The sequence below is a fragment of the Campylobacter sp. BCW_4338 genome (assembly GCF_001763255.1).
In the GTDB taxonomy this organism is placed as follows: Bacteria; Campylobacterota; Campylobacteria; order Campylobacterales; family Campylobacteraceae; genus Campylobacter_D; species Campylobacter_D jejuni.
The window spans coordinates 1-12,080 of record NZ_MJYJ01000063.1 but is presented as its reverse complement, the minus strand read 5'-3'; the positions used below and the strand labels follow the sequence as shown (position 1 = coordinate 12,080).

Here is a 12,080-nt window from a genome sequence, read left to right as displayed (position 1 = left end):
GTTCTTATGATGAGTTTATAAAAAATTTATTTTACCATAAAGAAATTTAAAAAGGGACTAAAAACCCTAGTGGATTGAAACTCCGCTAGGGCTAATTACTCCACTAAAAGGAGGTTGCAAATTTGAAATTTATTGAAATTTATGGTTGATTAAAATCGAAATAAAATTATTTAAATAATTTTAAGGCATAAAGATAATATCCACTAAACTTTCATTTTCTAACATTTCACATTCTTTTGGCACCACCATAAGGGCAGCTTTATTGTTAAGATTGTTTATAATCGCACTAGAGCCTTCTTTTTTACCTTCAAGATTAGCTAAAATGCGTCCATTTTCAAACTTTATGTTACAAGCGACAAATTCCAAATAAGGTGTTTTTTTCTTGTAGCTTCCTTGTAAGAAGGCTTTGCAAATATAGTCTTTAGGCTGAAGTAACCAAGAGTTTAAAATCTCTCTTGCGTAAAGATTAAACATTACCATAGCCGAGTAAGGAAAACCTGGTAAGGCGATAATGAATTTTTCATTAGCCTTGGCTATTTTGATATGTCTACCTGGTTTTATGTCGGCTTTATCGATGATGATTTCGTATTCTTTGACAGCTTTTTTCAAAAAGTCAAAATCCCCCATAGAAACTCCGCCAGTTGTAACTAAAATATCACAACTTTGCAAAGCACTTTCAAGGGTAGAAAAAGTGGCTTTTTCATCATCTTTTAAAAGAGGAAAAACCCTTGTATCACAATTTAAATTTTTAGCTAAATTAGCTATGGCGATATGATTTGAAGAGCGGATTTGAGCGGGATTTTCTAAGGCTTCTCCTAGATCTTTGATCTCACTTCCACTACTTAAAACTCCTACAATAGGCTTTATAAACACACTAATGTGAAAAAATCCAAGTTCAGCCAAAAGAGCTATTTCGCTATAATTTAACCTTGTGCCTTTTTTGAGTAAAATTTCATCTTTTTTATAGTTTTCTCCTACCGCACGCACGGCAAAAGTTTGGGGAACTTTTTTTTCTATAAAAAGAGTATCATTTTCTACGCGTACATTTTCAACAGGGACTAAAGTATCGCTTCCTTCGCTCATGAGTGAGCCTGTAAAGGTTTTTACACAAGTGCCATTTTGCACGCTAAATTGTGGCATAGTGCCCGCAGGTGTGAGGCCTAAAATTTTTAAAGTTTTATTTTGATCTTCAAATTTGATCGCATAACCATCCATAGCCGAAGTTGGAAATTCAGGCTGATTTTTAGGGGCTTTTATGTCTTGAGCTAAAATGCGTCCTAAACACTCTGTAAGAGCTATTTTTTCAATCTTTTCATAGGTTTTGATATGAGAATGTAAAATTTTTAAACTTTCTTCATAAGACATTAACATTTTTTATCCTTTTAAAAGTCCTGCACCGCAAAGTTTGGTTGATCTTTCTTTGGCATAAATTCTTTCTTTGTTTATCACATCATACTTCCAAATGGGTGCACTTGCTTTAAAATCTTCAACAAATTCATTAAGAAGTTTAAGTCCTAATTTTCTTTGTTTGCTTAAAATTCCTGCAAAATAAGAGCTTTCATGAACCGCCACATCGCCTATAGAGTGAGCAAAAAGCAAGCTAATACCATCAAAATCTACTCTTTTTTGCCACTCATTAAACCATTTTTTTAAAAGCGGTTCATAAATATCAAAACTAAGTGCCTCAATGCCTTCTTCTTCACGCACAATACCACAAAAAGTCAGTAAAGCACCGCAGTTTTTATCCTTGGCAAATTCATACCATTGTCTATAAATTTTAGGAATATCTAAAGAACCTTGATAAAGTGTAAAATGTTTCATTTAACCCCCACAAACTGGCGGTAAAAGTGCTATTTTATCACCATCTTTTAACTTAGTGTTTTCATCAAAAATGATTTCATCGTTTAAAGATACGGCACAAAGTTCTAGCCATTCTTTTAAACTCTCATCTTTTTGCAAAATTTCTTTTAATTCTTTTAAATTTTTTACCTCAAGTTCTAAATTTTCTTTATTTATGGGGCCTAAAAATTCCACTTTTACCATTTTATTCCTTTACTTCTAAATTTCCCATCATTCCTAAATCTTCATGTTCTAAAATATGACAATGATACATTCTAAGCCCTTTAAAATCTTGTTTCATTCTAAGTCTTAATTCTTCATTAGGACGCACATTTATAGTATCTCTTAAGGCTCTAAATTCGGCTTTTTGAACTTTGCCATTGAGTTTTGATGAGATGAGTTCAAATTGCGTGCCATGTATATGGAAAGGATGATCCATATGAGATTTGTTTATCACTATCCAGTCTTCAACTACTCCAAGTTTGGAGCTTAAATCAATGCGTTTTAAATCATAGCTTTTGCCATTGATTAAAAACATAGATGCAAGAGCGATTTTTAATTCGCTTTCACTTTTTCCCATCATACCATGCATTTGCATATGATCTTCACTCATGATTATTTCTTTAAATTCCTTAGGTTCTTCTGAAGGTTTGAAAATTTTTAATTTTTTTGGAAGTTTTACATTTTCTTTTTTTAGGTTAATATTGGCTAGAAATAGGGTATTAGGTTCTTCTTTTACCATCATTTTATCCCTATCATAATAAGCACTTTCTAGCTTAAATTCCCCATCTTTTGGAGCGTCGATTAAAACTTCTACACGAGAAGCAGGACTTAAGAAAAGTTCTTCTTTATAAATAGCTTTTTCTATAAGTCCACCATCAGTACCAACAAGTATAAACTTAGCTCCTTGTATGCGTAAATTTAAATATCTTGCCGCAGTAGCATTATAAATGCGTATGCGTTCGTTTGTGGCGAGTTTGATTTTAGGTTTAAATTGTCCATTGATGAGTACAAATTCTCCTTCTCTACCATTTAGCCAATCATTTAGGTTATTGTTTGGAATTTGAGCGTTTTCATCAAGACGCAAATCGCTAATCATCAAATCTTTTTCTTTTAAATGACTTAAAGCATCTTTTTTTGCTTTGATCACAAAAGCCCCTGCTAAACCCATAAAAACTTGTTTAGAAGCCGTATAATGAGGATGTGGATGATACCAGTAAGTTCCTGCGCTATCTTGAGGAATTTCAAAACGATATATTCTTTCTTCTCCTGCTAAGATAGGATCATGTGGGCTTCCATCTTGATCAGGTGGCACAGGAACGCCATGCCAATGTATAGTTGTAGCTTCTTTGAGTTTATTTTTGACTAAAATTTCAAGTTTATCTCCTTCAAAAACTTCTATTTTTGGAGCAGGCACGAGGCCATTGTAAGTATAAAATAAGGTTTTTTTACCTTTGATAAGCTCTATATGATTTTCTTTGATTTCTAGGGTAGCACGAAAAATATTTTTTTCTTTACTTTCATTTTTGAGTAAAGGCAAGGCTTTTAAAATTTCTCCTTGGGGGAATTGTTTTGGATCTAAAAGCTTTAAATTTTTTGGAGCAAAGTTTATAAAAGAAGTATCTAAGTCATGATTTATAGAATGATTTTTATGCATGGAGTGCATATCGTGCATAGGATTTGCATAGGCTACACCCATACTTGCTAGAGTAAGTGCATTAAATTTTAAAAAATTTCTTCTATTCATTAGTTTTTCCTTTTGCTTGATTTTTTGTATTATAGTCATTATTTTTTTAACTTTAGTAAATATTTATTTTGAAAATTTGGTTTAATTTTGTTATGATTTTAGCAATTTAATCAAGGAAAAATAATGTTTTATGAAAAAATTCAAACTCCAGCTTATATTTTAGAAGAAGATAAATTAAGAAAAAATTGTGAGCTTTTAGCAAGCGTTGGTGAAAAAAGTGGTGCTAAAGTGCTTTTAGCTTTAAAAGGTTTTGCTTTTTCAGGAGCGATGAAAATTGTTGGAGAATACCTAAAAGGTTGTACTTGTAGCGGACTTTGGGAAGCAAAATTTGCTAAAGAATATATGGATAAAGAAATTCATACTTATTCACCTGCTTTTAAAGAAGATGAAATAGGTGAAATAGCCAGTTTATCTCATCATATAGTGTTTAACTCTTTAGCCCAATTTCATAAATTTCAAGCTAAAACACAAAAAAATTCCTTAGGCCTTCGTTGTAATGTTGAATTTTCTCTAGCCCCAAAAGAACTTTACAATCCTTGTGGAAGATACTCAAGACTTGGAATTCGTGCTAAAGATTTTGAAAATGTGGATTTAAATGCTATAGAAGGACTTCATTTTCACGCACTTTGTGAAGAAAGTGCTGATGCTTTAGAAGCAGTTTTAAAGGCTTTTGAAGAGAAATTTGGCAAATGGATAGGGCAAATGAAATGGGTGAATTTTGGAGGAGGACATCACATCACTAAAAAAGGCTATGATGTTGAAAAGCTTATTGCTTTGTGTAAAAATTTCAGTGATAAATATGGCGTGCAAGTTTATCTTGAACCAGGCGAAGCGGTGGGTTGGCAAACAGGAAATTTGGTGGCTAGTGTAGTAGATATCATAGAAAATGAAAAACAAATTGCCATTTTAGATACTTCAAGCGAAGCACATATGCCAGATACTATCATCATGCCTTATACAAGTGAAGTTTTAAATGCTAGAATTTTAGCCACAAGAGAAAATGAAAAAATTTCAGACTTAAAAGAGAACGAATTTTCCTATTTGCTTACTGGAAATACTTGTTTAGCGGGTGATGTAATGGGAGAATACGCCTTTGATAAAAAGCTTAAAATCGGCGATAAAATTGTTTTTTTAGATCAAATTCATTACACCATTGTGAAAAACACAACTTTTAATGGTATAAGACTTCCAAATCTCATGCTTTTAAATGCAAAAAATGAACTTCAAATGATAAGAGAATTTTCTTATAAGGATTATTCTTTAAGAAATTAGTATTATTTATAATTTGCATAAAATGTTAATTTTATTTGGAAGAGAATCAAAGATATAAATTTTATGCAAAGTATTTTATTTTTTCAAATATAAAATCAACTCAAATATCTAATTTTCAATATTTTGGTATGATTTTTTAATATTTTAAATCCTTGTGGAATTTTATTGAAATTCAGTGATTTTTAAATCAAATAGTATTAAGATAAATCGATTTAAAAATCGGCTTTAAAATGAATATTAGGTATATTTTGCATAATATTCATTCAAGCAAAATTTAAAGCTATTTTTGAAAATTTTGAATGCATGGGGGCTTTAATGGATTTGGAAAAATTAAGATTAGCTAGAAGTCTTTATTATCAATGTCTAGGAGAGCTTTTTGTTTTTTCATTTTCTGAAGAAAGATTGTCAAAATTACAAGAGTATTTAAAGACAATGCAAGAATGTTTATTTGATGAAAATTTAAAATCAAATTTTGATATCTTGCTTAAGCATTTAGATGATGAAAATTCTATACAAGCATTTTTTAAAGAATATGATTTGCTTTTTTTAAGTCTTAAAAATAGCATTCCAACGACTTTTTCTTACATGGAAGAAGGTTTTGAAAATTCAAATCCTTTACTTTGCGTGCGTCAAATTTTAGTCAAAAGTAAAATAAGACGCAATGAAAAATTTTTTAAAGAAAGTGAAGATAGTGTTGGATTTTGTTTATTGTTAATGAGTGAATTTTTAAGGCAAAATGAAGATGATTTAGCCAAAGAGCTTTTTGAAAAAGTGATCAATAAAAGCATTGATGAGTTTTTAGGCGATGTTTTCATGAATAAAAATGCGAATTTATATAAGGAAATTGCAAGTATTGCATCGGCTTTTATGGAATTTGAAAGACTTTGCTTTGAAGTGGAAAAACCTGCAAAAATAAATTCTAAAAAAGTGCAAAACGATCTATCGCGTTCAGAATTTTTAAGAAGAGAAGCAAATAAACAAAGGAGGACTCGTGAAAAATCGCAGGGAATTTCTTAAAAAATCCGCTTTTGCCTTAGGGGCTGCTGGAGTGCTTGGTAGCACGACTTTAGCTCTAGCTAAAGATAAAGAAAGAAAAGATTTGGTTAAAGGTAAAAGTAAGAAAAAAGAAGTGCTTTTTCAAAGAAGTGCTAATTGGGAAAATTATTATATAAAGGCTGAGTAATGTCAAGTGTAGGTGAAAATATCAAGCTTACGCGTCGTTCTTTTCTTAAAATGGCAGCACTTTCAAGCTTAGCAACACCGTTGCTTGCTAGAAGTGAAACTTTAAGAGAAGCGAGTGCTGATGAGCTTAAAGAAGCTTATGAAGGTAGTAAAAAAGTAAAAACGGTTTGTACAGCCTGTTCTGTAGGCTGTGGGATTATTGCAGAAGTGCAAAATGGTGTTTGGGTGCGTCAAGAAATCGCTCAAGATCATCCTGTGAGTTCAGGTGGACATTGCTGCAAGGGATCTGATATGATCGATATGGTGCGTTCACATGTGCGTTTAAAATATCCTATGAAAAAAGAAAATGGAGAATGGAAACGCATAAGTTATGAACAAGCTTTAAGTGAGATCGGAGAAAAACTAGCTGCTTATCGTAAAGAAAATCCTGAAAGTGTTATGTTTTTAGGTTCTGCAAAAATGAGCAATGAACAAGCTTATTATGTGCGTAAATTTGCAGCGTTCTTTGGAACAAACAATGTAGATCATCAAGCTAGAATTTGACACAGCGCAACAGTCGCCGGTGTGGCGAATACATTTGGTTATGGCGCTATGACAAACCATCTTGGAGACATTCAAAGAAGTAAATGTATCATTATCATTGGGGCAAATCCAGCGGTAAATCATCCTGTGGGTTTTAGACATTTCTTAAAAGCAAAAGAAAAAGGTGCAAAGCTTATCGTTGTAGATCCTAGATTTACAAAAAGTGCGGCAAAAGCGGATATTTATGCAAGAATTCGTCCAGGAACTGACATTGCTTTCATGTATGGAATGCTAAAAATCATCTTTGATGAAGGCTTAGAAGATACAAAATATCTTGATGAAAGAGTTTTTGGAATTGATAAAATTCGTGAAGAAGCAGCAAAATGGACAGCTGAAGAAGTAGAAAATGTTACGGGAATTTCTAAAGAACTTTTGGTGCAAATCACTCACGAAGTAGCTAAAAACAAACCAACTACGCTTATTTGGGCTATGGGTTTAACTCAACATACTGTAGGAACTTCAAATACACGTTTAGCACCTATTGTGCAAATGGTACTTGGAAATATAGGTAAATTTGGTGGCGGAGTTAATATCTTACGCGGACACGATAATGTTCAAGGTGCTTCGGATATGGCTTGTTTGAGTGAAAATTTACCTGGTTATTATCCTTTAAATGAAGCGACTTGGAGATACTATGCCAAAATTTGGGGTGTGGATTATGAATGGCTTTTAGGAAATTTTGTAAGTAAAGATTGGATGCATAAAACCGGACTTTCACTTGCTAGATGGTGGGCAGCAGCTTTAAATGGAAAAGATGGAAATGATGCTATCGATAATGCAGGAACGCCTTTAAAAGCTTTAGTAGTTATGGGAAATGGTATCACTTCAACCGCACAACAAGTAAAAGTTAAAGAAGGTTTGGAAGCTTTAGAGCTTTTAGTTTTGGCTGATCCTTTTGTAAATGAAGCAGGGATTATCGCAGAAAGAAAAGATGGGATTTATCTTTTACCTGCAGCAACACAGTTTGAAACAAGCGGAAGTGTAACAGCTACAAATCGTAGTGGACAATGGAGATTTAAGGTTGTAGATCCACTTTATGAAAGCATGGAAGATCAAGAAATTTTATTTGAGCTTTCTAAAAAATTAGGTTTTTATGAAGACTTTACCAAGACTTTACGCGATGAAAAAGGTGAGATCGTTTGGCCTGAAAATGCAACAAGAGAAATTGCAAAAGCAGTTAGAAGTATAGGGCTTAATGGTTGGAGTCCTGAAAGGCTTAAAAAACATACTTTATACTGGGATAAATTTGATGAGGTAACTTTAGAAGGAAAAGACGAAGTTGCTGGCGAGTATTACGGGCTTCCTTGGCCTTGTTGGAGTGATAAGCATCCAGGTTCTCCTGTGCTTTATAATACCGACATTGAAGTAGCAAAAGGTGGTATGGGCTTTAGAAACAATTTTGGACTTGAGTATGAAGGAGAGAGTTTACTTGCTAAAAATGCGCCTTTAAATTCGCCTATTGATACAGGTTATCCACAAATTACTAAAGATAATATAGAAAAAGTTTTAGGCATTACTTTAAGTGCTCAAGAAAAAGAAAAAATGGGATCAACTTGGTCTTATGATGATAGCAATATCATAGCAACTAAATGTATAGAAAAAGGCATAGTTCCTTATGGAAATGCTAAAGCTAGAGCTGTAGTTTGGACTTTTAAAGATAAAATTCCACTCCACCGTGAGCCTTTACATTCTCCAAGAAACGATTTGGTGCAAAAATATCCAAGTTTTGAAGATCAAAAAGCACTTTATCGCGTGGATACTAAATTTGTTTCTGTACAACAAGCTAAGGATTATTCTAAAGAATTCCCGCTTAATCTTGTTACCGCAAGACTTGTGAATTTAAATGGTGCAGGTATGGAAAATAGAGCGTCTATGTATCTAACGCGTTTAACACCTGAAATGTTTTGTGAGATCAATCCTGAATTAGCAAAAGAGCAAGACATTAAAGCAGGAGATATGATTTGGGTACATTCTCCAGAAGGCACTAAAATTCATGTAAGAGTGAAGGTTAATCCAGGTGTAGCAAAAGATATGATTTTCTTGCCTTTCCATTTTACAGGAGTTATGCAAGGCGTGGATTTAACGCACAATTTCCCAGAAGGAACTAAGCCTTATGCAAGCGGAGAAAGTGCTAATACGGTAACAAATTATGGTTATGATATCATGTGTCAGATTCCAGAGACTAAAGGTGGGCTTTGTAGAATCAGTAAGGATGGAAAATGAGTAAGGTAAATTTTGCAAATTTAGAAAAAGAACGCTTGAAATTCTTTTGTGATAATGAGCGTTGTATTGATTGTAATGGTTGTGCGGTAGCTTGTGATGAAGCACATGAGCTTCCTATTCATATTCGCCGCCGCCGTGTGATTACTTTAAATGAAGGAATTCAAGGAAAAGAAGTTTCAACTTCTATTTCTTGTATGCATTGTGATGATGCTCCTTGTTCTATCGTTTGTCCTGTGGATTGTTTTTACATCCGTGCTGATGGTATTGTTTTGCACGATAAAGAAATTTGCATAGGTTGTGGATATTGTCTTTATGCTTGTCCTTTTGGTGCACCACAATTTCCAAAAGATAGTGTTTTTGGAAATAAAGGCATTATGGATAAATGTACTATGTGTGCAGGTGGCCCTGAAGCAACGAATTCAGAAAAAGAAAGAGAACTTTATGGTCAAAATCGTATCGCAGAAGGAAAAGTTCCTGTATGTGCTGCGATGTGTTCGACAAAAGCACTTTTAGTAGGTGAAAGTTCTAAAATAGAAGAGATTTATCATAATAGACTTATGAATAGAAATTATGGCATTCCAAATCCTTCAGAAAGTTTGGAGTGGAAGATTGCTTACACAGGAAAGGAACGCTTATGAGAAAAGTATTTGTAACGCTTTTGTTAAGCGTGGTAAGTTTATTTGCTTATGGTAGCGAGAGAATGGGACAAGATACTCAAATTTGGGATTTTCATCGTATTACAAATATCCCAAATTATGATACTTTTGGCAAACTTTGGACAACTTTGCAAGGTGAATATATAGCTACTATAGCTTTAATCGCTGTTATTGCGGTATTATCTGCATTTGCTTTGCATTATATGGTTATAGGACCTAAGCAATTTTCACACGATGGAAAGAAAATTTATGCTTTTACATTATTTGAAAGACTTTTTCATTTTATCGCGGCAATTTCTTGGGTGATTTTAGTGCCAACTGGTTTTGTGATGATGTTTGGGGCGACTTTTGGAGGCGGACTTTTTGTAAGGGTTTGTAAAAATTTACATGCTTTTGCAACGGTTTTATTTATCATCTCTATAATCCCTATGTTTTTATGGTGGATTAAAAGAATGCTTCCTGCAAGTTATGATATCAGATGGATGATGATAGTAGGTGGTTATTTAAGCAAAGTAAAACGTCCTGTACCTGCAGGTAAGTTTAATTTTGGTCAAAAATCTTGGTATTATATAGCTGTATTTGGTGGATTTTTGATGATAATTACAGGTGGATTTATGTATTTTCTTGATTTTAATTCCACGGCAATTCAAGGTCTTTTTGGTTTAACTCAAATTGAACTTTTAAGAATTTCAGCTATAGTGCATAATTTCTTGGGTATAGTGTGTGCAGTGTTTTTTGGCGTGCATATTTATATGGCAGTATTTGCAATCAAAGGCAGTATCCATTCTATGATTAGTGGTTATAAAGAAGAAGAAGAGGTTTATATTTTACATTCTTATTGGTATAAAGAATTAAGCAATAAAAAGCAAATTGAACCTAGTTTTTCTTATGATCCTAATGTGAAAATTTAATTTTTTATCAATCTCTCTTAGTTTAAGAGAGATTTTTAAATTTAAATATTTATAAAATTCTTATACTTAAATTCGATATTTTATATTAAGGACTTTTTTTCATTAATAAAATAAGTTTAATTAAATTAGATTTTTATTTTGGGGTGAGATTTGATCTAGGCTAAACTCTCTACCAAAGCCTAGTAAGAATTTGTGTTTAAAGATTGACTAAGTAAGGTTTTAACATATTTTATTGTTTGATTAAATTAGCTATAAGAATAAGAACAATTAAAGCAATTATAAATATTGTTCTTTAATCATTCTAATCTCCATAAACACTAGGTTTTTTAAACTTTAGCATTTTTTATCTTTTTTTATTAAGGAATATTATTAATTTTTAAGATGTTTTTAAATTTAGTCAAAGTAAAAGTGATTAAAAATATTTTAAAATAAATTTATTTCTAATTTAATTTCTTAAAAACATTTACATTTTAATCTACACTGCGTAGTAAAAAAGCGTGTTTGTTATATCTCTTTTAATCCTATGCACGGCAGAGATTGCCGTACTATATAGGTTAAAACTTTTAAATTCTTGTGTTTTAACAAGAATTTCGTTGTAAAGAATTCTCAAAAAGTTTAAGATTAAAATTTATACTTAAGTCCTACTTGACCACTTAAGTAAGTTTCATTTTTATTATCTACTTTACCTGCTAGTATTTGTTTAGCACCAAAGCCAAGATTCATACTGAGTTGATTTGTAAAATCTACATTACCCCCTACGATAATTTGTCCGTATGTTTTTTTCTTGTTGTTAGCTTCTACACTAGTAAAGAAAGCATTATTTATAGCTAAATTAGCTGTGTAATCATCACCATTATTGATAACAAATTGTTCTATTTTTGGAGTTACAAAAATATAAGAGTTTTCATTCATATATTTTCTAAATTCAGCACCCACTTCAACACTTACAGAATTGTTTTTCATAGAATCAATATCTTTAGCAATAGCACCATTTTCTGTATGAGATGGAGTATAACTAAAATAATAATTTATCCCTGCAAAAGGTTTAATAAATAAAGTATTATCACTAAAGTCAAACACACGACCTACATTAGCACTAAATCCTAAGAATTTGCTTGTATAATCTGAGTTATATGCACCATCTGTTTGAATATTGTCTTGTTTAGTTGGAGAAACTTGAGCATAAGCTTTAAGATTAAGTTCCCATTGTGGAGCTATATTGATAGTAGAATACATACCTAATTGGAAGTTATCGCTTTTTTGTTCTAAATTATTGTCTTTGATTTTAGCATTTGCATAAGTAAAATAAGCACCCCATAAAATATTATCATTAGCTTGTTTATCTACCCCTACGGTAGCACCATACATTGCACCACTATCTCCATCGATAATGTTAGCATCACCAAAAGCATTAGCCCAAATACTATTGGTATATTCATTTACATAGCTTGGTCTCATATCACTATCTAAAGCAGCAAATTTAAGGCCATTCATTTTAGAAGCATAAGTTCCAAAAGGATTGTTTAGCATTGCTACACGAGAACCTATAGAAACATCATTAGAAATATTCATAGTGGTATTTACTGCACTAGAAGCTGAATTGAGATTAGATACAGATTTACCTGTATTGTCTGTGTCTTTTTTGATTTGTAGGGCTAGTTTTACACC

At 32.3% G+C, this 12,080-nt stretch carries 10 protein-coding genes and 1 pseudogene; 6 read left to right on the top strand and 5 right to left on the bottom strand.

The window, feature by feature from the left end; genetic code table 11:
• Positions 1–180: 180 nt before the first annotated feature.
• From AJN69_RS08145 to cueO, 4 genes are read right to left on the bottom strand one after another with little or no spacing between them, the layout of a single operon-like run.
• Positions 181–1,371, bottom strand: a complete 1,191-nt coding sequence (locus AJN69_RS08145; RefSeq protein WP_002881768.1) for a molybdopterin molybdotransferase MoeA — start codon at positions 1,369–1,371, stop codon at positions 181–183.
• A 3-nt stretch (positions 1,372–1,374) separates the two neighbouring features.
• Positions 1,375–1,821, bottom strand: a complete 447-nt coding sequence (locus AJN69_RS08140; protein ID WP_002862166.1) for a molybdenum cofactor biosynthesis protein MoaE — start codon at positions 1,819–1,821, stop codon at positions 1,375–1,377.
• A complete protein-coding gene (locus AJN69_RS08135; RefSeq protein ID WP_002779488.1) occupies positions 1,822–2,043 on the bottom strand; it encodes a MoaD/ThiS family protein in 222 nt (73 codons plus the stop codon).
• A gap of 1 nt (position 2,044) precedes the next feature.
• Complete coding sequence (cueO, locus tag AJN69_RS08130) at positions 2,045–3,586, bottom strand: multicopper oxidase CueO (protein WP_044778904.1); 1,542 nt, start codon at positions 3,584–3,586, stop codon at positions 2,045–2,047.
• Between the two features lie 123 nt (positions 3,587–3,709).
• On the opposite strand from cueO, the gene nspC reads away from it, so the two are divergent.
• The 6 genes from nspC (at position 3,710) to AJN69_RS08095 (ending at position 10,412) form a co-directional block, all read left to right on the top strand.
• A complete protein-coding gene (gene nspC, locus AJN69_RS08125) occupies positions 3,710–4,858 on the top strand; it encodes a carboxynorspermidine decarboxylase (protein WP_002867225.1) in 1,149 nt (382 codons plus the stop codon).
• A gap of 303 nt (positions 4,859–5,161) precedes the next feature.
• Entirely contained in the window at positions 5,162–5,875 is a 714-nt protein-coding gene (locus AJN69_RS08120) for a molecular chaperone (RefSeq protein WP_002862163.1), read from the top strand.
• Positions 5,850–6,041, top strand: a complete 192-nt coding sequence (locus AJN69_RS08115) for a twin-arginine translocation signal domain-containing protein (RefSeq protein ID WP_002862162.1) — start codon at positions 5,850–5,852, stop codon at positions 6,039–6,041. The genes AJN69_RS08120 and AJN69_RS08115 overlap by 26 nt, the downstream gene beginning before the upstream one ends.
• Positions 6,041–8,845 (top strand): formate dehydrogenase subunit alpha, encoded by a 2,805-nt coding sequence (locus AJN69_RS08105; protein ID WP_079860826.1) that lies wholly within the window; start codon positions 6,041–6,043, stop codon positions 8,843–8,845. Before AJN69_RS08115 ends, AJN69_RS08105 begins: the two co-directional genes overlap by 1 nt.
• Complete coding sequence (fdh3B, locus tag AJN69_RS08100) at positions 8,842–9,483, top strand: formate dehydrogenase FDH3 subunit beta (protein WP_002851264.1); 642 nt, start codon at positions 8,842–8,844, stop codon at positions 9,481–9,483. The genes AJN69_RS08105 and fdh3B overlap by 4 nt, the downstream gene beginning before the upstream one ends.
• Complete coding sequence (locus tag AJN69_RS08095; protein ID WP_002867229.1) at positions 9,480–10,412, top strand: formate dehydrogenase subunit gamma; 933 nt, start codon at positions 9,480–9,482, stop codon at positions 10,410–10,412. Before fdh3B ends, AJN69_RS08095 begins: the two co-directional genes overlap by 4 nt.
• A gap of 621 nt (positions 10,413–11,033) precedes the next feature.
• Here AJN69_RS08095 and capC read toward each other — a convergent pair.
• Positions 11,034–12,080: pseudogene (gene capC / locus AJN69_RS08090) on the bottom strand (autotransporter adhesin CapC); the annotation flags it as partial.

What these genes read in the sequence shown, in the direction of transcription:
- AJN69_RS08145 (WP_002881768.1), bottom strand. Translation starts at nt 1,371, where the DNA reads ATGTTAATGTCTTATGAAGAAAGTTTAAAAATTTTACATTCTCATATC.
- AJN69_RS08140 (WP_002862166.1), bottom strand. Translation starts at nt 1,821, where the DNA reads ATGAAACATTTTACACTTTATCAAGGTTCTTTAGATATTCCTAAAATT.
- AJN69_RS08135 (WP_002779488.1), bottom strand. Translation starts at nt 2,043, where the DNA reads ATGGTAAAAGTGGAATTTTTAGGCCCCATAAATAAAGAAAATTTAGAA.
- cueO (WP_044778904.1), bottom strand. Translation starts at nt 3,586, where the DNA reads ATGAATAGAAGAAATTTTTTAAAATTTAATGCACTTACTCTAGCAAGT.
- nspC (WP_002867225.1), top strand. Translation starts at nt 3,710, where the DNA reads ATGTTTTATGAAAAAATTCAAACTCCAGCTTATATTTTAGAAGAAGAT.
- AJN69_RS08120 (WP_002862163.1), top strand. Translation starts at nt 5,162, where the DNA reads ATGGGGGCTTTAATGGATTTGGAAAAATTAAGATTAGCTAGAAGTCTT.
- fdh3B (WP_002851264.1), top strand. Translation starts at nt 8,842, where the DNA reads ATGAGTAAGGTAAATTTTGCAAATTTAGAAAAAGAACGCTTGAAATTC.
- AJN69_RS08095 (WP_002867229.1), top strand. Translation starts at nt 9,480, where the DNA reads ATGAGAAAAGTATTTGTAACGCTTTTGTTAAGCGTGGTAAGTTTATTT.